Origin of the sequence: Streptantibioticus ferralitis (genome assembly GCF_029223525.1) — a bacterium.
Classification (GTDB): domain Bacteria; phylum Actinomycetota; class Actinomycetes; order Streptomycetales; family Streptomycetaceae; genus Streptantibioticus_A; species Streptantibioticus_A ferralitis.
Genome location: NZ_JARHTQ010000003.1, coordinates 294,114 through 318,723, shown reverse-complemented (window position 1 = coordinate 318,723; position 24,610 = coordinate 294,114). Strand labels below are relative to the sequence as shown.

At 69.9% G+C, this 24,610-nt stretch carries 2 protein-coding genes; both read right to left on the bottom strand.

What is annotated here, in order from left to right; genetic code table 11:
* Window positions 1-14: 14 nt before the first annotated feature.
* Window positions 15-4,916, bottom strand: a complete 4,902-nt coding sequence (locus tag P2L57_RS06895; RefSeq protein ID WP_275809898.1) for a type I polyketide synthase — start codon at window positions 4,914-4,916, stop codon at window positions 15-17.
* Window positions 4,917-4,984: 68 nt separating this feature from the next.
* Window positions 4,985-24,604 carry an SDR family NAD(P)-dependent oxidoreductase gene (locus P2L57_RS06890; protein ID WP_372515626.1) on the bottom strand — a complete coding sequence of 6,540 codons (19,620 nt, stop codon included), beginning with the start codon at window positions 24,602-24,604 and terminating at the stop codon, window positions 4,985-4,987.
* Window positions 24,605-24,610: the final 6 nt, after the last annotated feature.

Here is a 24,610-nt window from a genome sequence, read left to right as displayed (position 1 = left end):
GCGGGCGGCCTGAATCATTCCCGGCCGAGTCCCTTGTTGATGAACGCGAAGAGCTCCTCGTCGGACGCCGACTGCAGCTGGTCGACGTCGTCCAGAATGCCCCCCGACGTCCCCGGCTCCTCGGCCGCGGGGGCCTCGGTGTCGTTCCACTTCGCCAGCAGCGACTGCAGACGCATGGTGACCCGGGCCCGGGTCACGTTGTCCGGGGTGCTGTCGGCGAGCAGGGATTCCAGCCGGTCCAGCTCTTCGAGCACCGGCGCGCCGGTGCCCTCCGCATCGGGCAGCACCTCGACCCGCAGATAGCCCGCCACCGCGGACGGCGTGGGGTGGTCGAAGATCAGGGTGGGCGGCAGCTTCAGCGCGGTCGCCGCACCCAACCGGTTGCGTAGCTCCACGGCGGTCAGCGAGTCGAAGCCCAACTCCTTGAAGGCCCGGTTCGCCTCGACCGCCTCGGTACCCGAGTAACCGAGAACGGCGGCCACGGCGCCGCGCACCAAGTCCAGCAGCAGGCGCTCCTGCTCGCTGCCCGGCAGTCCCGCGAGCTGCTTGGCGAGCGGAACACCGCCGGTGAGGTCGTCCGCGGTGTCGTTCTGCGCGTTCTCGATGACCTGGCGCGCCTCGGGCAGCTCATGCAGCAGGCGTCGTGCACGGTCCGCGGTGAAGGCGAGCGCGAACCGCTTCCACTCCATGTCGATGACGGTCAGCACCGTCTCGTCCCGGTCCAGCACATGGCCCAGTGCGGCGACCGCCCGCTCGGGTGCCATCTCGTTGATGCCGTGACGGCGCATACGGTCACCGATGGCACCGCCCACCGCGCTGCCATCACCCCACGGCCCCCAGGAGATGGTGGTGGCGGTCAGGCCGTCGGCGCGGCGCTGTTCCGCCAGCGCCTCGAGGAAGGCGTTGCCGGGGGCCTGGTTGCCCTGTCCCGGCGCCCCGAACGTGGCCGCGAAGGACGAGAACATCACGAAGGCGGACAGGTCCAGATCACGGGTCAGCTCATGCAGATTGAGCGTCCCGTCGACCTTGACCCGCAGCACTCCGTCAACCTGTGCCGGGGTCAGGCCTTCGATCACGCCGTCGTCGAGCACCGCCGCGGTGTGCACGACCGCCGACAGCCGACGCTCATCGGGGATGGCGGCCAGCAGTGCGGCCAGCGCGTCCCGGTCGGCGATGTCGCAGGCGGAGATGGTGACCTCGGCGCCCAACTCCTGCAGTTCGGCGAGCAGTTCGGCGGCGCCCGGCGTGTCTTCGCCGCGTCGGCTGGTCAGGTGGAGGTGCTTGGCGCCGTTGCGGGCCAGATGGCGGGCGGCATGTCCGCCGAGCGTGCCCGTACCGCCGGTGACCAGGACGGTGCCGTCCGGCTGCCAGGCGCGTACCGCGGGCGTCTGCGCCAGGGAGGCGCGGACCAGCCTGCGGGTGAACAGACCGGAGGAGCGGACCGCGACCTGGTCCTCCCCGTCCGTCCCGGCCAACACGGCGACCATACGGGCCAGCGCGCGGTCGTCGGCGACCTCCGGGAGGTCCACCAGCCCGCCCCACCGCTCGCCGTGCTCCATGGACGCCACCCGGCCAAGGCCCCACACCAGCGCCTGAGTCGGATTCTCCAGCCGCTCGGCGGCACCGACGGAGACAGCGCCACGGGTCGCACACCACAACGGGGCGTTGACCTCGGCGTCCGACATCGCCTGCACCAACGCCACAGCGGAATGCAGGGGTTGGCTGCCGAACGCCAGGAGGGAGAGCACCCCGCCAAAGGTCGTACCGCCGTCCTCCGCTTGCTCCGCGCGCAGCAGCTCGGCCAGCGACTCGCGGTCGGTGGCGGCCGGCACCAACTGCCGTACGGTCGCGCCGCGTTCGGTGAGGACGCGGGCGGTGTCCGTCGCCCTGGCGGCTTCGGTCTCGGACGAGATGAGCAGCCAGGTCCCGGACAACCGGGCGGTGGCATCCTCCGGAAGCGGCTTCCAGGCGACGCGGTAGCGCCAGCCGTCCACCGTCGACCGCTCGCGGTTCGTACGACGCCAGGAGGACAGCACGGGCAGTACGGAGCTGAGTGGCTGATCGCCCTCGATCTCCAGCGTCTCGGCGAGCGATTCCAGGTCCTCGCGCTCGACGGCCTCCCAGAACAGGGCGTCGATCGGATCCGTCGGCGCTGCCGCGATCTCCTCCGGCGCGGCGGCCTCCGGCCAGTACCGCTGACGCTGGAAGGCGTACGTCGGCAGCTCGACCCGGCGGGCACCGGTGCCCGCGAAGACGGCATCCCAGTCCACCGTCACACCGCGAACATACGCCTCACCCAGGGAGGCGTAGAAGCGGTCCAAGCCGCCTTCGTCGCGACGCAGCGAACCCAGGACGGCCGCGTCTCGGCCGGAGTCCTCGATGGTCTCCTGCACGCCCACGGTCAGCACCGGGTGCGGGCTGGACTCGATGAACACCCCGAAACCCTGCTCCAACAACGTACGAGTGGCGCTCTCCAACTCCACGGTCTGCCGCAGGTTACGGAACCAGTACTCCGCAGAAAGCTCCGGACCCTCCACCCACTCACCCGACACCGTCGACAAGAACGGCACCCGCGCAGCCCGCGGCACGATCGGCGCCAGAAGCTCCAGCAGCTCATCACGCAGCAGCTCCACCTGCGCGGAGTGCGACGCGTAGTCCACCGGAATACGACGCGCCCGCACACCATCCGACTCACACGACGCCAACAACTCATCCAGCGCCCCCGGTTCACCCGAGACCACCACCGACGACGGCCCGTTCACCGCGGCAACCGAAATCCGGTCCTCACCCCAGACGGCAATCCGCTCCCGCACCGCCACCACCGGCAACGCAACGGACACCATGCCGCCCAACCCGGCCAGCACCCGCCCAATAGCCTGACTACGCAACGCCACAACCCGCGCAGCATCCTCCAAGCCGAGGATTCCGGCCACACACGCAGCAGCGATCTCACCCTGCGAATGACCCACCACGGCCGCCGGCTCCACACCCACCGACCGCCACACCTCAGCCAACGACACCATCACCGCGAACAACACCGGCTGAACCACATCCACCCGGTCCAACGACGGCGCACCCTCAACCCCCCGCAACACATCCACCAAAGACCAACCAGTGAACGGATCCAAAGCCCCCGCACACTCATCGATCCGAGCAGCGAACACCGGCGAGGCATCCAACAACCCCACCGCCATCCCCACCCACTGCGACCCCTGCCCAGGAAAGACAAACACCGACTTACCACCGACGCTCACACCCTGCGTCAGCCCAGCGGCCATACCGTCAGCCGCCAACGCCGCAAGTCCGGAGCGCAGCTCGGCGAGTCCCTCGCCCGCCACCACCGCACGGTGCTCATGTCCGGCCCGGCCCATCGCCAACGACCAGCCCACATCGACGGGGCGAAGCCCGGCGTCGGCGTCCAGCAGCGCGAGCAGCCGATCGGCCTGACCGCGCAGCGCGCCCTCACTCTTCCCGGACAGCGGCCACAGAACGGTGCCTGGCAGTTCCCCGGCGGGCTCCTGCTCCTCCTCCACCGGGGCCTGCTCGACGATCACATGGGCATTGGTGCCGCTGAAGCCGAAGGCCGAGATTCCGGCACGTCGCGGCCGACCGGTCTGCGGCCACTCGGTGGTCTGCGTCAGCAGCGACACCGCACCGGCCGACCAGTCCACGTGCGGCGACGGTTCGGCGATGTGCAGCGACTTCGGCAGCACACCGTGCCGCATCGCCAGCACCATCTTGATCACGCCCGCGACACCCGCGGCCCCTTGGGTGTGGCCGATGTTGGACTTCAACGACCCCAACAGCAGCGGCTCCCCCTCCTGCCGCCCCTGACCGTAAGTGGCCAGCAGTGCCTGCGCCTCGATCGGGTCACCGAGCGAAGTCCCCGTACCGTGCGCCTCGACCGCGTCGACCTGGTCGGCGGTGAGCCGGGCGTTCGCCAGCGCCTGGCGGATGACGCGCTGCTGCGACGGGCCGTTCGGCGCCGTCAGACCGTTGCTCGCACCATCCTGGTTGATGGCACTGCCACGCACGATCGCCAGTACCGGGTGGCCGTTCCTGCGGGCGTCCGAGAGCCGTTCCACCAGCAGCATGCCCACGCCCTCGGCCGGGCCGAACCCGTCGGCGTCGGAGGAGAAGGCCTTGCAGCGGCCGTCGATGGAAAGACCGCGCTGACGGCTGAACTCCACGAACAGGCCCGGGGTCGCCATCACATGCGCGCCGCCCGCGAGCGCCAGCGAGCACTCACCGTTGCGCAGCGCCTGCACCGCCAGGTGCAGTGCCACCAGCGAGGCCGAGCACGCCGTGTCCACCGTGACGGCGGGCCCTTCCAGCCCGAAGGTGTAGGAAAGGCGGCCGGATATCACGCTGGCCGCATTGCCGGTGCCCAGATGTCCGGCGAAGTCGTCGTCCGCCTCCAGCAGCGCGTTGAGATAGTCCGAACCGTTGATGCCGACGAACACACCGGACTGGCTGCCGCGCAGCGTCCCCGGGTCGATGCCCGCGCGTTCGAAGGACTCCCACGAGGTCTCCAGCAGCAGCCGCTGCTGCGGATCCATCGCCAGCGCCTCGCGCGGGCTGATCCCGAAGAACGCCGGATCGAACCGGGCGGCATCGTTCAGGAAGCCGCCCTCACGGGTGTACGAGGTGCCAGGGGAGTCCGGATCCGGGTCGTACAGCGCCTCGACGTCCCAGCCGCGGTCGAGGGGGAAGCCGGACAGCGCGTCGGTTCCCGACTCCAGCAGCCGCCACAGCTCCTCGGGCGACCGCACATCTCCGGGGAAACGGCAGCTCATCGCCACAATGGCAATGGGCTCCCGTGCCTGGTCCTCAATTTCCCGCAGCCGTCCATAGGTCTCGTCGAGTTCCGTCGTGACCTTCTTGAGGTATTCCCGGAGCCTTGCTTCGTTCGCCATTGGCGCTTCACCCATTCGGAATGGTCGAGATCGTCGCGGTAGTCGGTGTCGGATCGGTCAGCGCTCGCTCAGCCCTTGCCGAACCTCTTGTCGATGAAGTCGAAGAGTTCGTCGTCGCTGGCCTCTTCGAGCACGTCCGCCGTACCGCCCTCTCCCGCGCCGCCGCGGACGTCGTTCCACTTCGCCAAGAGCGACTGCAGCCGTACCGCGATACGGGCGTGCGCCGCCTCGTCCGGCACCAGCGCCGAGACATCGTCCGGTGCCAGCGCGGACAGGGAGTTCTCCAGCCGGTCCAGCTCCTCCAGTACGGAGATCCCCGGCTCCCCCGCCCCGTCCGGTGCGACCTCTGCCCGCAGGTACTGGGCGAGCGCGGCCGGTGTCGGGTAGTCGTAGATCAGGGTGGCCGGCAGCCGCAGTTCGGTGGCCGCGTTCAACCGGTTGCGCAGTTCCACGGCGGTGAGGGAGTCGAAGCCGAGCTCGCGGAACGCCTGCCCGGCGCCCACCAGGTCGGATGACGCGTACCCCAGTACCGCGGCGACCTGCCCGCGTACCAGGTCGAGCACCGTACGCTCCTGCTCGGCCTCCGACAGCCGCGACAACCGCCGCTCCAGGGTCTCCTTCTCGGCCGCACCGCCGTGCCCGTGCTCCACGGCCCGGCGGACCGGTGTACGTACCAGCCCCCGGAACATCGGATGCAGCTCGCCGGCCGCTCCCGCCGCACGTAGCGTGGCGAAGTCGAGCCGGATGGGCACCAGGACGGCTTCTTCGGTACGGACGGCGGCGTCGAACAGTGCGAGGCCCTCGTCGGCGGACAGCGGCACCATGCCGCCGTGTGCCGCGCGCGAGCGGTCGGCGGCGGCCAACCGGCCGGCCATACCGCGCTCTTCGGCCCACATGCCCCACACCAGCGATACGGCCGGGAGCCCATGGGCGTGCCGGTGCCGGGCGAGTGCGTCCAGGAAGACGTTGGCCGCCGCGTAGTTCGCCTGCCCGGCGGCGCCGAGGGTGCCGGCCGCCGCCGAGAACATCACGAACGCGGACAGGTCCCGGTCCTTGGTGAGTTCATGCAGGTTGAGCGCGGCGTCGACCTTGGGCCGCAGCACATGAGCCAACCTGTCCGGCGTCAGCTTGTCGACGACGCCGTCGTCCAGCACCGCGGCGACGTGGGCGACGGCCGTGAGCGGGTGCTCGGCCGGAATCCCGTCGAGGAGTCCGGCCAGTGCCTCACGATCGGCGGCGTCGCAGGCCGCCATCGTGACCTGTGCCCCCAACTCGCCGAGCTCCTCCCCGAGTTCCGCCATGCCCTCGGCCGCCGCGCCGCTGCGGCTGACCAGCAGCAGATGACGCGCGCCGTGTTCGGCGACAAGGTGTGCGGCGAGGAGTCGTCCCAGGCCACCGGTGGCTCCGGTGATCAGGACGGTTCCCTCCGGATCGATGGAACGGGCGGCGCCGACAGCGGCCGACTCGGCCCTGGCGAGCCGCGGCACGTACGCCACGCCCGCGCGCAGGGCCAGTTCGGGTTCGCCGGAGGCGATGGCACCGGGTAGGGCCGAGTGCGTCGGAGCGGTGCCGTCGATGTCGAGCAGCACGATGCGGTCCGGGTTCTCGGACTGCGCCGAGCGAGCCAGTCCCCAAAGCGGCGCGCCGACCAGGTCCGTTGGCAGCGATTCGCCGCCCGTGTCGACCGCACCCCGCGTGACCAGCACCAGCCGCGCCGAGCCGAACCGCTCACCGGCCAGCCACGATTGCAGCGTGCCGAGGACTCGGGTGACGGCCTCGCGAACGGATGCGGCGGTCGGTTCTGGGGCAGTCGTCTCTTCGGTGGTCGACTCTTCGGTGGTCGGGTGGAGGCAGGGTACGAGGACGGCATCCGGCACCGGTTGCCCGGCGGCGATGGCCGCGTCCAGCGCCGCCAGGTCCTCGAACGCCTCGCCGTGCACACCGGCCGCCGCCAGCGCTCCGGTCAGCTCGTCGTCCACGGTGCCTATGACCGCGTAGCGGCTCGACGTCGGCGAGGCGACGGGCAGTTGTGCCCAGCTGAGGCGGAACAGCGCATCGTGCCGCGTGGTTCCGCCGTCGGCCGTCTGGACGACGGCGAGTTGGTCCGCGGAGAGCGGGCGCAGTGCCACGGCCGCCACGGACGCGACGGGGGTGCCCGTCTCGTCCGCCGCCGTCAGCGACACCGTGCCGGTTCCCGCCGGGGCGATCCGTACCCGCAGGGTCAAGGCACCGGAGGCGTGCAGTGCGACGCCGCGCCACGAGAGCGGCAGGCCGTCCCCGGCGATCTGCGGGGCGCGTGCGTGCAGCGCCGCGTCCAGCAGCGCCGGATGCAGTGCGAACCGGGCGGCGTCAGCATGCTGCTCCGGCGCGAGACGCACTTCCGCGTAGACCTCGTCGTCGCGCGTCCACACCTGGTGCAGGCCCTGGAACACCGGCCCGTGTACCAGCCCGGCCACGGCCAGCCGCTGGTAGACCTCTGCCGCGTCGGACGGCGCCGCCACGGCCCGGGCCGGGGGCCATACGGCCAGATCGGGCTGCGGGGCGATGCTCGGCTCCGCAGCGGTGAGTACACCGCTGGCGTTACGGGTCCAGGGCAGATCGGGCCGTACGGCGCCGTCTCCCGTGGCGTCGTCCGGACGCGAGTGCACGCTCAGGGCGCGCCGCCCGGACTCGTCGGGCTCGCCCACGGTCACCCGCAGTTGGACCCCGCCGCGCTCGGGAAGGACAAGCGGCGACTCCACCGTCAACTCGTCCACCCCACCGCAGCCCACCTGGTCCCCGGCGTGGATCGCCAGCTCGACGAAGGCCGAGGGCGGCAGAACGACGGTGTCCATGAGCGTGTGGTCGGCCAGCCACGGGTGGCTCTGCAACGACAACCGGCCGGTGAAGAGGAACCCATCCGACTCGGGCAGTTCCACCGCCGCGCCCAGCAGCGGATGACCGACGTGCCCGAGCCCGACCGACGTCACATCGTCGAACACCGCGAAGGTGTCGACCCAGTACCGCTGGCGTTGGAAGGCATACGTGGGCAGGTCGACGCGGTCAGCGCCGGTCCCGGCGTAGTACGCCTGCCAGTCGACCACCAGGCCCCGGACGTACGCCTGGGCCAGCGCGGCAGTCAACGACTCGGCCTCGGCACGGCCCTTGCGCAGGACCGGAACGAACACGGCGACATCATCCGCCACGACACAGTCCTGCGCCATCGCCGACAACACACCGTCCGGGCCGAGCTCCACGAACGTCGTGACGTTCTCCGCCTCCAAAGCACGGATCCCATCAAGGAAACGCACAGCCTCACGAACATGCCGCACCCAAAAGTCCGGCAGACAGATCTCCTCCGCGGAGACCACCGCACCGGTCAGGTTCGAGACGATCGGAACACGCGGCGCCTCGTACGACAGCCCCTCGGCAACCTTACGGAACTCAGCCAGCATCCCGTCCATGTGCGGCGAATGGAACGCATGGCTCACGGTCAACCGCTTCGTCTTACGACCCCGCGCCTCAAAGCCCGCAGCGATCTCCACCACCGCGTCCTCATCCCCCGCGACCACCACCGACGTCGGACCATTGATCGCGGCAATGCTGACCCGCTCGGTCAACAGCTGATCAACCTCATCCGCCGACGCCTGCACGGCGACCATCGCACCGCCACCCGGCAGCTCCTGCATCAGACGACCACGCGCCGCCACCAGCCTGCACGCATCCTCCAGCGACAACACCCCGGCCACATGCGCAGCCGCCAGCTCACCGATCGAATGCCCGGACAGGAAGTCGGGCATCAGACCCCAGGCCTGGACGAGCCGGAACAGCGCCACCTCGACCGCGAACAACGCGGGCTGCGTGAAGCCGGTCTGATCCAACAACTCAGGCCGCGAACCGAACAGCACGTCATACAACGGCCGTTCAAGATGCCCGTCCAACTCGGCGGCCACCGCGTCCAGCGCATCCGCGAACACCGGATACGCCTCATACAGCTCCCGACCCATCCCAAGACGCTGACTACCCTGCCCGGTGAACAGGAACGCCGTCTTGCCCTCGGTACCGGCCTCTCCCCGTACCACGCCCACGTCGGACGCATCCGCTGCCAGCGCGCGCAGCCCATCCAGGAACCCGTTCGCGTCCTCCGCGATGACGGCCGCACGGTGTTCCAGCGCCGCCCTACCCGTGGCGAGCGAGAATCCGACGTCCACCGGGCGCAGTTCACCGTGGGTCGCCAGGTGGGACAGCAGCCGCTCGGCCTGATCGCGGAGCGCGGGCGCGGTCCTGCCGGAGAGCACCCATGGCGTGATGGCGCTGTCCATCAGCGGTTCCGTGGCGGATGTGTCGTCCGCCGGGGCCTGCTCCAGGACGGTGTGCGCGTTGGTGCCGCTGACTCCGAAGGAGGAGACGCCCGCCCGACGCGCGTGCCCCGTCTCCGGCCACGGCACGGACTCCGTAAGCAGGGCGATGTCGCCCTGCGACCAGTCCACGTGCGGCGTCGGCTCATCAACGTGCAGTGTCTGCGGCAGCACGCCGTTCTGCATCGCCAGCACCATCTTGATGATTCCCGCGACACCGGCCGCAGCCTGGGTGTGACCGATGTTGGACTTGATCGACCCCAGCCACAACGGCTGATCGTCGGAGCGGTCCTGGCCATACGTCGCCAGCAGCGCCTGCGCCTCGATCGGGTCACCCAATGTCGTGCCCGTACCGTGTGCCTCCACCGCATCAACGTCGCTCGCCGACAAACCAGCACTTGCCAGCGCCTGCCGGATCACCCGCTGCTGCGAGGGACCGTTCGGCGCCGTCAGACCATTACTCGCGCCATCCTGATTGACGGCGCTACCGCGCACGATCGCCAGCACCGGGTGACCATGACGGCGAGCGTCCGACAGCCGCTCCACCAGCAGCATGCCAACACCCTCACCCCACCCCGTACCATCCGCACCCGCCGCGAACGCCTTGATACGACCGTCCTCCGCCAAACCGCGCTGACGACTGAACTCGATGAACGCGCCCGGGGTCGACATCACCGTCACACCACCGGCCAGCGCCAGCGAGCACTCACCGTTGCGCAAGGCCTGCGCCGCCAGGTGCAGCGCCACCAACGAGGACGAGCACGCCGTATCGACAGTCATCGCAGGGCCTTCGAGGCCGAAGGTGTAGGAGAGACGGCCGGACACCACACTCGCCGAGTTGCCGGTGCTCATGAAGCCGTCGCCGCCGTCGGCCGAGTTCAGGACCAGGGACAGGTAGTCCTGACCGTTGGTGCCGACGAAGACTCCAGCCTGGCTGCCGCGCAGCGACGACGGGTCGATTCCGGCCCGCTCGAACGCCTCCCACGAGGTCTCCAGCAGCAGCCGCTGCTGCGGGTCCATCGCCAGCGCCTCACGCGGCGAGATCCCGAAGAACGCCGGATCGAACTCGCCCGCGTCGTAAAGGAAGCCGCCTTCGTTCGCGTAGGACGTGTCCTGGCCCTCGGACCGCGGGTCATAGAGCGACTCGATGTCCCAGCCACGGTCGGTCGGGAACTCCCCCACGGCGTCGACACCCGAAGTCAGCAGCCGCCAAAGGTCCTCGGGGGTACGCACGCCGCCGGGGAAGCGGCAGCTCATCGCCACGATCGCGATCGGGTCGTCGTCCACCGCCTTCGCCACCGGACCGACCACCGCGGCCTGAACTCCCAGGAGTTCGGTACGCAGGTACTCCGCCAGCGCGGCCGGAGTCGGATAGTCGAAGATCAACGTGGCAGGCAGCCGCAGCTCGGTCGCCGCACCCAGACGGTTCCGTAGCTCCACGGCGGTCAGCGAGTCGAAACCAAGCTCCTTGAACGCCCGGTTGGCACCGACGGACTCGGCTCCGGCGTGACCCAGTACCACCGCCACGGCGCCCCGCACCAGATCCAGTAGCGTGCGGCTCTGCTCGGCCTCGGACAGGCCGGTGAGGCGCTGCACCAGTGAGGATTCGGCAACTCGGCTGTCGCTGGCGGGTGTTGAGGCATCAGTGCCGTTCAGGGCGCGGCGCGCCTCCGGGAGTTCGGCGAACAGTGGGCTGGGGCGTACGGCGGTGAAGCCGGGTGCGAACCGCTCCCAGTCGACGTCGGCGACCGCCACGGCCGTCTCATCCAGGTCCAGCGCACGCTGTAGCGCCTCGATCGCCAGCTCAGCGGCCATCGGCGGGACCCCGCCCAACCGCATCCGCCGCTCCAACTCGGCATCGGCCGCCATACCGCCCTCAGCCCACGGCCCCCATGCCACCGACGCTGCCACCAGGCCCTCGGCCCGGCGCTGCTCGGCCAGGGCGTCCAAGAACGCGTTCGCGGCAGCGTAGTTGGCCTGGCCGGCGGTACCCCAGACACCGCTCACCGAGGAGAACAGTACGAACGCTGACAGGTCGAGATCACGGGTGAGTTCATGCAGGTTGAGCGCGGAGAGCGCCTTCGCCCGCCACACGTACTCAAACCGCTCAGGCGTCAGAGCATCCAGAACACCGTCATCCAACACACCAGCCGCATGCACCACACCCGTCAGCGGATACTCCGCCGGAATCGAACCAAGCAACCCCTCAAGCGCCCCACGATCCGCCACATCACACGCAGCAATCGTGACCTCGGCACCGGTAGCCGCCAACTCGGCCCGCAGCTCAGCCGCACCAGGCGCATCCACACCCCGGCGACTGGTCAACACGACATGCCGGGCACCACCACGCACCAACCAACGCGCCACCTCAGCACCCAACGCACCGGTACCACCAGTGACCAACACCGTGCCATCCGGCGCCCACGCACCACCCTCGACACCGCCCTGCGCAGCACGCACCAACCTGCGCCCGAACACCCCAGCCGAACGCACCGCGACCTGGTCCTCACCAGCCACCCCACCAGCCAGCACCCCAACCAACCGGGACAACGCCCGCCCATCCACCGCCTCCGGCAGATCAACCAAGCCACCCCAACGCTCCGGATGCTCCAACCCAACAACCCGGCCCAGACCCCAAACCCCAGCCTGCCCCACATCACGCAACCGATCCGACGCCGCAACCGACACCGCACCCCGCGTCACACACCACAACGGCGCCACCACACCGGCATCACCCAACGCCTGCACCAACACAGCCGTCGACACCACACCAGGCAAAAGCGACACCACACCAGCCAACGAACCCGCTACACCAACCCCAAGCCGCTCCGCCAACACCCCACGCCCAAGCCCCTCCTCAGACGCAAAAACCAACTCCCGCACACTGGCGCCACGCTCAACAAGCCCACCGACAACATCAGCCGAAGACCCAGCCTCCGGCACCACCACCAACCACTCACCCGACAAACGCGACGACGACCGAACCTCAGCCAACGACCGCCAAACCACCCGATAACGCCAACCGTCAACCGAGCCAGGTGTCGCGATATCCGTCGACTGCGTGAAAATCTCCGGCCAGTAGCGCTGGCGCTGGAAGGCATACGTGGGCAGGTCCACTCGATGTGCGCCCGTGCCCGCGAAGAACGCCTCCCAGTCCACCGTCACACCACGGACATGCACCTGGGCGACAGCGGCCGTCAGCGTCTCTGCTTCAACACGCCCCTTACGCATCACCGGAACGAACACGGCGTCCTCTGCCGTGACGCAGTCCTGTGCCATGGCCGACAGCACACCGTCGGGACCGAGCTCGACGAACGTCGTGACGTTCTGCGCCTCCAGCGTCCGGATGCCATCGAGGAAGCGGACGGCCTCACGGACATGGCGGACCCAGAACTCCGGCGCGGTGATCTCCTCGGCGGAGACGACGGTGCCGGTGAGGTTGGAGACGATCGGAATGCGTGGGGCTTGGTAGGTCAGGCCTGCGGCCACCTCGCGGAACGCGTCCAGCATCCCGTCCATATGCGGCGAATGGAACGCATGGCTCACGGTCAGCCGCTTGGTCTTACGACCCCGCGCCTCAAAGCCCGCGGTGATCTCCAGAACCTCGGCCTCGTCGCCCGCGATGACGACAGAGGAAGGCCCATTGATCGCCGCGATGCTCACGCCATCCGTCAGCGTGACCTCATCCTCGGACGCCTGAACAGCGACCATCGCGCCGCCACCCGGCAGCTCCTGCATCAACCGGCCACGAGCCGCCACCAACGCACAAGCATCCGCAAGCGACAGCACACCCGCCACATGCGCAGCAGCCAACTCACCGATCGAATGCCCGGACAGGAAGTCCGGCTTCAACCCCCACGACTCCACCAACCGGAACAACGCCACCTCAACCGCGAACAGCGCGGGCTGCGTGTAGGCCGTCTGATCCAGCAACGTGCCTTCGTCCCCGAACAGCACATCCTTCAGCGGCAGTTCCAACCGCTCACACACCGCGTCCACCGCTTCGGCGAAGACGGGATACGTCTCGTACAGCTCCCGGCCCATGCCAAGCCGCTGACTGCCCTGCCCGGTGAACAGGAACGCGACCTTCCCGCCAACCGGCGAACCCTCGACCAATCCAGCCGTGCCACGTCCCTCGGCCAGTGCATCGAGCCGCGCCAGGAACTCCTCGCGATCACCCGCTACGAGTACGGCACGGCTTTCGAAGGTCGTACGGCCGACCGCCAGCGAGTAGCCCACGTTCGCCAGTCCCGCATCATCGCCGCTCAGCAGGTGGTCCCGCAGCCGCAGGGCCTGGCCGCGTAGCCCTTCCGGCTCCTTGGCCGACAGCACCCACGGCAGTGTCGAGGGAGCGGCGGCCACCTCCGCCGGGTCCTCCGGCAGTTCCTGCGGTACCTGTTCGATGATCGTGTGCGCGTTGGTGCCGCTGAAGCCGAACGACGAGATACCGGCCCTACGCGGCCCCTCCGTCTCCGGCCACTCCACGGCCTCGGTCAGCAGCGCGATATCGCCCTCCGACCAGTCCACGTGCGGCGTCGGCTCATCCACATGCAGCGTCTGCGGCAGCACGCCGTTCTGCATCGCCAACACCATCTTGATCACACCCGCGACACCGGCCGCAGCCTGGGTGTGACCGATGTTGGACTTGATCGAGCCCAGCCACAGCGGCCGTCCCTCAGCACGGTCCTGCCCATACGTCGCCAGCAGCGCCTGCGCCTCGATCGGGTCACCCAGCGTGGTGCCCGTACCGTGCGCCTCCACCGCGTCCACGTCCGCCGCCGACAAACCAGCGCTGGCGAGCGCCTGGCGGATGACTCGCTGCTGCGACGGACCATTGGGCGCCGTCAGCCCATTGCTGGCGCCGTCCTGGTTGACGGCACTGCCGCGCACGATCGCCAGCACCGGGTGACCATGACGGCGAGCGTCCGACAGCCGCTCCACCAGCAGCATGCCAACACCCTCACCCCACCCCGTACCATCCGCCGCGGCCGCGAACGCCTTGATACGACCGTCCTCCGCCAAACCACGCTGACGGCTGAACTCAAGGAACGTACCCGGGGTCGACATCACCGTCACACCACCGGCCAGCGCCAGCGAGCACTCACCGTTGCGCAGCGCCTGGATCGCCCAGTGCAGCGCGACGAGCGACGACGAGCACGCCGTATCGACGGTCACCGCGGGGCCTTCAAGGCCGAAGACGTAGGAGAGTCGGCCGGAGACCACGCTCGCGGCGTTGCCCGTGCCCAAGTGCCCCTCAAGGCCCTCGGGTTCCTGCAGCAGCAGCGAGAGATAGTCCTGACCGTTGGTGCCGACGAATACTCCGGCCTGGCTGCCGCGCAGCGTGACCGGGTCGATGCCCGCCCGCTCGAACGCCTCCCACGAGGTCTCCAGCAGCAGCCGCTGCTGCGGGTCCATCGCCAGCGCCTCACGCGGCGAGATCCCGAAGAACGCCGGGTCGAAGTCGGCCGCGTCGTAGAGGAAGCCGCCCTCACGGGCGTACATCGTGCCCGGGGCGTCCGGGTCGGGGTTGTAGAGGGATTCGACGTCCCAGCCACGGTCCATGGGCAGCCCGGAGATCGCGTCCCCGCCAGACGCCAGCAGCTCCCACAGGTCTTCCGGTGACCGCACACCGCCGGGGAAGCGGCAGCTCATCGCCACGATCGCGATCGGATCGTCGTCCACCGCCTTCGCCACCGGACCGACCACCGCGGCCTGAACACCGAGGAGTTCGGTACGCAGGTACTCCGCCAGCGCGGCCGGAGTCGGATAGTCGAAGATCAACGTGGCAGGCAGCCGCAGCTCGGTCGCCGCACCCAGACGGTTCCGTAGCTCCACGGCGGTCAGCGAGTCAAAACCAAGCTCCTTGAACGCCCGCCCGGACTCGACCTCGTCGACATCGGAGTGTCCGAGTACCTCCGCCACATAGGTACGGACGAGTTCGAGGGTGACCCGCTCCCGCTCCGCTTCGGACAGTCCAGCCAGCCGCTGGGCCAGCGTCGACCGCGAACCACCGTCGGGGACGGCGGGCGCGGTGCTTCGGGCCTCCGGGAGTTCGGCCAGCAGTGGGCTGGGGCGTACGGCGGTGAAGCCGGGTGCGAACCGCTCCCAGTCGACGTCGGCGACCGCCACGGCCGTCTCGTCCAGGTCCAGCGCACGCTGTAGCGCCTCGATCGCCAGCTCAGCGGCCATCGGCGGGACCCCGCCCAACCGCATCCGCCGCTCCAACTCGGCATCGGCCGCCATACCGCCCTCGGCCCAGGCGCCCCAGGCGATGGAGGTGGCGGCCAGGCCGTCGGCCCGGCGCTGCTCGGCCAGCGCGTCCAAGTACGCGTTGGCGGCGGCGTAGTTGGCCTGCCCAGTGCTGCCGAGCGTGCCGCTGATCGAGGAGAACAGTACGAACGCTGACAGGTCGAGATCGCGGGTGAGTTCATGCAGGTTGAGCGCGGAGAGCGCCTTCGCCCGCCACACGTACTCAAACCGCTCAGGCGTCAGAGCATCCAGAACACCGTCATCCAACACACCAGCCGCATGCACCACACCCGTCAGCGGATACTCCGCCGGAATCGAACCAAGCAACCCCTCAAGCGCCCCACGATCCGCCACATCACACGCAGCAATCGTGACCTCGGCACCGGTAGCCGCCAACTCGGCCCGCAGCTCAGCCGCACCAGGCGCATCCACACCCCGGCGACTGGTCAACACGACATGCCGGGCCCCACCACGCACCAACCAACGCGCCACCTCAGCACCCAACGCACCGGTACCACCAGTGACCAACACCGTGCCATCCGGCGCCCACGCACCACCCTCGACACCGCCCTGCGCAGCACGCACCAACCTGCGCCCGAACACCCCAGCCGAACGCACCGCGACCTGGTCCTCACCAGCCACCCCACCAGCCAGCACCCCAACCAACCGGGACAACGCCCGCCCATCCACCGTCTCCGGCAGATCAACCAAGCCACCCCAACGCTCAGGATGCTCCAACCCAACAACCCGGCCCAGACCCCAAACCCCAGCCTGCCCCACATCACGCAACCGATCCGACGCCGCAACCGACACCGCACCCCGCGTCACACACCACAACGGCGCCACCACACCGGCATCACCCAACGCCTGCACCAACACAGCCGTCGACACCACACCAGGCAAAAGCGACACCACACCAGCCAACGAACCCGCTACACCAACCCCAAGCCGCTCCGCCAACACCCCACGCCCAAGCCCCTCCTCAGACGCAAAAACCAACTCCCGCACACTGGCGCCACGCTCAACAAGCCCACCGACAACATCAGCCGAAGACCCAGCCTCCGGCACCACCACCAACCACTCACCCGACAAACGCGACGACGACCGAACCTCAGCCAACGACCGCCAAACCACCCGATAACGCCAACCGGCCGCCCCCGAAGGCCGACCAGAGCCAATCGCGATCTCCGGCCAGAAGCGACGACGTTGGAAGGCATAGGTCGGCAGATCGACACGGGCCGCCCCCGTGCCCGCGAAGAACGCCTCCCAGTCCACCGTCACACCACGGACATGCGCCCGGGCGACAGCAGCCGTCAACGTCTCCGCTTCAACACGCCCCTTACGCATCACCGGAACGAACACGGCGTCCTCTGCCGTGACACAGTCCTGCGCCATGGCCGACAGCACACCGTCGGGACCGAGCTCGACGAACGTCGTAACGCCCTCGGCCTCCAACACCCGCACACCATCCAGGAAACGCACCGCCTCCCGCACATGACGGACCCAGAACTCCGGCGCGCAGATCTCCTCAGCGGAGACGACAGCACCGGTGAGGTTCGAAACAATCGGGATACGCGGGGCGTTGAACGTCAGCCCCGCAGCCACCGCGCGGAACGCGTCCAGCATCCCGTCCATATGCGGCGAATGGAACGCATGGCTCACGGTCAGCCGCTTGGTCTTACGACCCTGCGCCTCAAAGCCCGCAGCGATCTCCAGAACCTCGGCCTCGTCGCCCGCGATGACGACAGAGGAAGGCCCATTGATCGCCGCAATGCTCACGCCATCCGTCAGCGTGACCTCATCCTCGGACGCCTGAACAGCGACCATCGCGCCGCCACCCGGCAGCTCCTGCATCAAACGGCCACGAGCCGCCACCAACGTGCAGGCGTCATCCAGCGACAGCACCCCGGCAACGTGCGCCGCCGCCAGCTCACCAATGGAGTGCCCGGACAGGAAGTCCGGCCGCAGCCCCCACGACTCCACCAACCGGAACAACGCCACCTCGACCGCGAACAACGCAGGCTGCGTGTAGCCGGTCTGGTCCAGCAGGTCGGCGTCGGTCCCGAACAGCACGTCGTGCAGCGGCAGTTCGGTCCGCTCACACACCGCGTCCAGCGCCTCAGCGAACACCGGATACGTCTCGTAAAGCTCACGGCCCATACCCAGCCGCTGACTGCCCTGCCCGGTGAAAAGGAACGCCACCTTGCCCTCAGCGGCCGTCCCCTCCACCAGCGCGGCGGACGTGCGACCGGCCGCAAGCTCGGCCAGGCCCGCCAGCAGATCCGCACGGTCCCCAGCGACAACCACCGCACGCCGATCCAACGCGGCACGGGTGACAGCCTGCGAAAACCCGACATCAGCCAGGGACACGCCCGGCTCCGCCTCAAGATGCGCGTGAAGCCGCTCGGCCTGAGCGCGTAGCGCCGCGTCCGCCCTGCCGGAGAGCGCGACAGGGACGTACGGGAGGTGGACCGACGGTTCTGCAACGGGCGTGCTGTCCGCGGCCGGTGCCTGTTCGATGATCGCGTGGGCGTTGGTGCCGCTGTAGCCGAACGAGGAGATACCGGCCCGGCGCGGCTGGCCCGTCTCCGGCCAGGGCTGCGCCTGTGTCAGCAGGGCGATGTCGCCGGCCGACCAGTCCACGTGTGGTGTCGGCTCATCGATGTGCAGCGTCTGGGGCAGCACGCCGTGCCGGATGGCCATCACCATCTTGATGACTCCGGCGGCACCGGCCACTGCCTGGGTGTGACCGATGTTGGACTTGACCGAGCCCAGCCACAGCGGCCGTCCCTCCGGCCGGTCCTTGCCGTAGGTGGCCAGCAGCGCCTGCGCCTCGATCGGGTCACCGAGCGTGGTGCCCGTACCGTGCGCCTCCACCGCGTCCACGTCCGCCGTGGACAGGCCGGCAGCCGCCAGTGCCTGGCGGATCACCCGCTGCTGCGACGGTCCGTTGGGCGCGGTCAGACCGTTGCTCGCGCCGTCCTGGTTGATGGCGCTGCCGCGCAGCACCGCCAGCACCGGATGGCCGTTGCGTCGAGCATCCGACAGCCGCTCCACCAGCAGCATCGCGACGCCCTCTGACCAGCTCGTGCCGTCGGCACCGGCCGCGAAGGCCTTGATCCGGCCGTCCGCGGCGAGCCCGCGCTGACGGCTGAATTCGGTGAACGCTCCCGGCGTGGACATCACCGTCACCGCTCCGGCCAGCGCCAGCGAGCACTCGCCGTTGCGCAGCGCCTGGGCCGCGAGGTGCAGCGTCACGATCGACGACGAGCACGCCGTGTCCACCGTGAGTGCCGGGCCCTCCAGTCCGAAGGTGTAGGAGATGCGCCCGGAGGCGACGCTCGCCGCGTTGCCGGTGCCCAGATGTCCTTCGAGGCCGTCGGGGTCCTGCAACCACAGGGTCAGGTAGTCCTGGTCGTTGGAGCCGACGAACACCCCGGTACGGCTGCCGCGCAGCGTGACCGGGTCGATGCCCGCCCGCTCGAACGCCTCCCACGAGGTCTCCAGCAGCAGCCGCTGCTGCGGGTCCATCGCCAGCGCCTCACGCGGGCTGATCCCGAAGAACGCCGAGTCGAAGTCGGCCACATCGTGCAGGAAGCCGCCCTCGCGCGCGTAGCTGGTGCCTTCGCGATCGGGGTCGGCGCTGTACAGCGCGTCGAGGTCCCAGCCCCGGTCGGTGGGGAATCCGGAGATTCCGTCGCCGCCCGACGCCAGCAGTTGCCACAGGTCGTCCGGCGACCGTACGCCACCGGGGAAGCGGCAGCTCATCGCCACGATCGCGATCGGATCGTCCTCGACGGCCCGCGTCACCGTACCGACCAGTTCGGTCTGGTCGCCCAGCAGCTCGGTGCGCAGGTGGTCGGCGAGGGCGGCGGACGTCGGATAGTCGAAGACCAGCGTGGCGGGCAGTCGCAGCCCGGTCGCGTCATTGAGCAGGTTGCGCAGTTCGACGGCGGTGAGGGAGTCGAAGCCCAACTCCTTGAATGCGCGGGCGGATTCGACCGTGCCCGGCCCCGTGTAGCCGAGTACCGCGGCGACCTGGGTACGTACCAGGTCCAGCAGGAGCCGGTCTTGCTCCGCCGTGGTGAGGCCCGCCAGTTGCTGGGCGAGGCCCGACTCGCCGCCGAACCCGGCCCCGGCACCACCGGCGGCACGCCGCATCGGCGTACGGACCAGTCCGCGCAGCAGCGGGGACATCGCGCCCGCGGCGGCCTGGGTGCGCAGCGCCGAGACGTCAACGCGCATCAGGACGAGGGACGGCTCGTCCTCGTGCGCGTGCGCGAGGTCGAAGAGTTCCAGGCCCTCGGCCGCCGACAGCGGAGGCAGGCCAGAGCGGCGCAGGCGGCGGATGTCCGTCTCGTCCAACGCGGCGGCCATACCGCCGGACTCGCCCCACAGGCCCCAGGCCAGCGCGCTGGCCGCCAGCCCGAGAGTTCTGCGGTGCACGGCCAACGCGTCCAGGAACGCGTTCGCCGCGGCGTAGTTGGCCTGGCCGGGACCACCGAACACCCCGGAGGTGCTGGAGAAGAGCACAAACCCGGACAGGTCCAGATCGCGGGTCAGTTCATGCAGGTTCAACGCGCCGTCGACCTTGGGCCGGAACACCCGGTCAACGCCTTCGGGCGACTGGGACGCGAGGATGCCGTCGTCCAGTACCCCGGCCGTGTGGATCACCGCGGTCAGCGGATGCTCGGCGGGGATCGCGGCGATCACGTCCGCGAGTGCCGCGCGGTCGGCCACATCGCAGGCGGCCCAGGTGACATCGGCGCCCAACTCGCCCAGTTCTGCGGCGAGTTCGGCGGCGCCCTCCGAGTCGGCGCCACGGCGGCTGATGAGCAGCAGATGGCGCACGCCGTGCTCGGTCACCAGGTGCCGGGCGAACAGTCCGCCCAGCATTCCGGAGGCGCCGGTGATCAGTACCGTGCCGTCCGGGTCGTACGAGCGCGACTGCGCGCCGTCCTCGGCCGCGGCGACCCGTGCCAGCCGCAGCGACCGCGCCACACCGCCGCGTACCGCCAACTGCGTCTCGTCCGCCGCCAGTACGGCGGGCAGTGCTCGGCGCGATTCCGGCCGGTCGTCGAGGTCGACGAGGACGAAACGGTCCGGGTTCTCCGACTCGGCCGAGCGGATCAGCCCCGAGACCGCGGCGACCACCGGATCGACGGCATCGTCCGTCTCGGCCGCCACCGCGCCCTGGGTCACCACTACGAGCCGCGATCCGGCGAACCGCTGTTCGCTCAGCCACGCCTGCGCCAGCTCCAGCACGCCCCCGACCGCCGTACGCACCGCGTCCGTGGACAACGTGGCGTCAGGCGCACACGAGATCAGCACCTGGTCGGGCACGGCCGTGACACCGGACTCCACCGCCGCGGTCAGCGCGGCCAGATCCGGGTAGGTGTCCACGCCGAGCCCGAGATCATCGGTGCCAAGTACCGCTCGTGACAGTGCTGTTGCGGCGTCGGCCGCCGCGAGCTCCCGCCATTCAAGGCGGAACACCGACTCGTGGTACGCGGCACGCGCCGCGCGCACCTGCTCCGCGGACACCGCGCGCAGCACCAGCGACTCGACCGTGGCGACCGGCGCACCGTTCACATCGGCGATCTCCAGCCGCACGCCCTCCGCGCCGGTCGCGACGAGCCGTACCCGCAGCGCGGAAGCGCCACTGGCGTGCAGCGACACACCCGTCCAGGCGAACGGCAACCGACCGCCGCCGGTGTCACCCAGCACGCCCAGTCCGAGCCCGTGCAGCGCGGAGTCCAGCAGCGCGGGGTGCAGAGCGAACTCGGCCGCCTCCGCCTCGGCCGTCTCGGGCAGCCGTACCTCGACGAAGACCTCGGCACCGCGCCGCCAGGCCGCCCGCAGGCCCTGGAAGGTCGGCCCGTAGTGGAGTCCGGTGGCGGCCAGGTCCTCGTACAGGCCCGCGACGTCGAGTTCCTCGGCGTCCTTCGGCGGCCACTCGGAGAGGACGGCGCTGGGCTGCGGGGTTCCGGACGCCAGTACGCCCGTGGCGTGCCGCGTCCACGGCTCCTCCACCGGTGTGTCCTGGATGCGGGACGAGAGGCTGAACGAGCGGAATCCGGCGGCGTCCGCCGCGCCGACCACGATCTGGAAGCGGACGGCACCGCGTTCCGGCAGCACCAGCGGGGCTTCGAGAGTCAGTTCCGCCAGCCGGTCACAGCCGACCTGGTCGCCCGCGCGTATCGCGAGCTCCACAAAGGCGGTGCCGGGCAGCAGGACGGTGCCCATGACGGCGTGGTCGGCCAGCCAGGGGTGGGTGTCAAGGCCGAGTCGGCCGGTGAACAGGAACCCGTCGGAATCGGCGAGCGGCACGGCCGCGCCCAACAGCGGGTGATCGGCGGCTTCAAGCCCGGCCGACGTCACATCACCGACCCGGGATCCCGGCTCCAGCCAGTAGCGCTCGCGCTGGAAGGCGTAGGTCGGCAGGTCGACGCGGCGGGCGCCGGTTCCGGTGAAGTACGCCTGCCAGTCGACGACGATGCCGTTGACGTGGACCTGGGCCAAGGCGGCGGTCAGGGTTTCGGGTTCGGGGCGGCCGGTGCGGAGTACGGGGACGAAGGCGGCGCCATCAGCCGTGACGCAGTCCTGGGCCATCGCCGACAGCACACCATCCGGGCCGAGCTCGACGAACGTCGTGACGTTCTGCGCCTCCAGCGTGCGAATGCCGTCGAGGAAACGGACGGCCTCACGGACATGGCGGACCCAGAACTCCGGCGCGGTGACCTCCTCAGCCGACACCACAGCACCGGTGAGGTTCGAAACGATCGGGATACGCGGGGCGTTGAACGTCAGCCCCGCAGCCACCGCACGGAACGCGTCCAGCATCCCGTCCATGTGCGGCGAGTGGAACGCGTGGCTGACGGTCAGCCGCTTGGTCTTACGACCCTGCGCCTCGAAGGCCGCGGCGATCTCCAGAACCTTGGCCTCGTCACCCGCGATCACCACGGACGTCGGACCGTTGACCGCCGCAATGCTCACGCCCTCGGTGAGCGTGATCTCATCCTCGGCGGCCTGAACAGCGACCATCGCGCCGCCACCCGGCAGCTCCTGCATCAGACGGCCACGAGCCGCCACCAACGCACAAGCGTCATCGAGCGATAGCACCCCGGCAACGTGCGCCGCCGCCAGTTCACCGATGGAATGCCCGGACAGGAAGTCCGGCCTGATCCCCCACGACTCCACCAACCGGAACAACGCCACCTCAACCGCGAACAACGCGGGCTGCGTGTAAGCGGTCTGATCCAGCACCCCGCTGTCAGTACCGAACAGCGCATCCCTCAGCGGCAGTTCGAACCGCTCACACACCACGTCCAGCGCTTCAGCGAACACCGGATACGCCTCGTACAGCTCCCGGCCCATGCCAAGACGCTGACTGCCCTGCCCGGTGAACAGGAACGCGACCTTCCCGCCAACCGGCGAACCCTCAACGACCCCGGCCGCACCACGGCCCTCAGCCAGTGCGTCCAGCCCCGCCAGGAGCCGGTCGCGATCTGGCGCGACGACGGCCGCCCGGCGTTCGAAGGCCGAGCGGCCGAGGGCCAGCGAGTAGCCGACGTCGGTGAGAGCGGCACCGTCGTCGGCCAGCAGTCGGTCCCGTAGCAGCCGCGCCTGATCGCGCAACGCGTCCGGGCCCTTGGCCGACAGGACCAACGGCACGACCGGCGGTGCGGCGGTGTCCTCGGTGGGAGCGTCGGAGTCCGGTGCCTGCTCGATGATCGTGTGGGCGTTGGTGCCGCTCACCCCGAACGCGGACACGCCGACTCGGCGCGGCTGGCCGGTTTCCGGCCAGGGCCGGGCCTCGGTCAGCAGCGAGACGGCGCCCGCCGACCAGTCCACGTCCGGCGTCGGCTCCTCGACGTGCAGGGTCTTCGGCAGTACGCCGTGCCGGATGGCCATGACCGACTTGATGATTCCGGCGACGCCCGCGGCGTTCTGGGTGTGCCCGAGGTTGGACTTCAACGAGCCCAGCCACAGGGGTTGTTCCGCGGCGCGTTCCTGGCCGTAGGTGGCGATCAGCGCCTGCGCCTCGATGGGGTCGCCGAGCCGGGTTCCGGTGCCGTGGGCCTCGACGGCGTCGATCTGGTCGGCGGTCAGGCGGGCGTTCTCCAGGGCCTGGCGGATGACCCGTTGCTGCGCGGGGCCGTTGGGCGCGGTGAGCCCGTTGCTGGCGCCGTCCTGGTTGACCGCCGAGCCGCGGACCACGGCGAGCACCGGGTGGCCGTTGCGTCGGGCGTCCGACAGCCGCTCCACCAGCAGCACGCCGACGCCTTCGGACCAGCCCGTACCGTCCGCGTCGGCCGCGAAGGACTTGCAGCGGCCGTCCGGTGACAGGCCGCGCTGGCGGCTGAACTCCACGAAGACGTCGGGGGTGGCAAGTACCGTCACGCCCGCTGCCAGGGCGAGCGAGCATTCGCCCTGCCGCAGCGCCTGTACGGCGAGGTGGAGCGCGACGGACGAGGACGAGCAGGCGGTGTCGACCGTGGCGGCGGGGCCTTCCAGGCCGAAGACGTAGGCGAGCCGTCCTGACACCACGCTGGACGCGGTTCCGGTGAGCAGGTGGCCCTCGACGCCGTCCGGCAGGTCGTACTGGCCGGCGCCGTATGCCTGGGAGGAAGCGCCGACGAAGACACCGGCCCGGCTGCCGTGGATGGCCGCCGGGTCGATGCCCGCCCGCTCGAACGCCTCCCAGGCGGTCTCCAGCAGCAGCCGCTGCTGCGGGTCCATCGCCAGCGCCTCACGCGGCGAGATCCCGAAGAACGCCGGGTCGAAGTCGGCCGCGTCGTGCAGGAAGCCGCCCTCACGCGCGTAGAACGTGCCCTCCCGTTCCGGGTCCGGGTCGTACAGCGACTCGGTGTCCCAGCCGCGGTCGGTCGGGAAGCCGGAGATCGCGTCCCCGCCTTCCGCGACCAGCCGCCACAGATCCTCCGGCGACCGCACTCCGCCGGGGAACCGGCAGCTCATGCCGACGATCGCGATGGGTTCCCGCGATGCCTCGGTGAGCTGTTGGTTCTGTCGGCGCAGCCGCTCGGTTTCCTTGAGTGAGGCCCGCAGCGCTTCAACGATCTTTTCGTTGGGGGTGGTCATCATGTT

Excerpts from the sequence above, each read along its gene's own strand:
- P2L57_RS06895 (WP_275809898.1), bottom strand. The coding sequence starts at position 4,916 with ATGGCGAACGAAGCAAGGCTCCGGGAATACCTCAAGAAGGTCACGACG.
- P2L57_RS06890 (WP_372515626.1), bottom strand. The coding sequence starts at position 24,604 with ATGACCACCCCCAACGAAAAGATCGTTGAAGCGCTGCGGGCCTCACTC.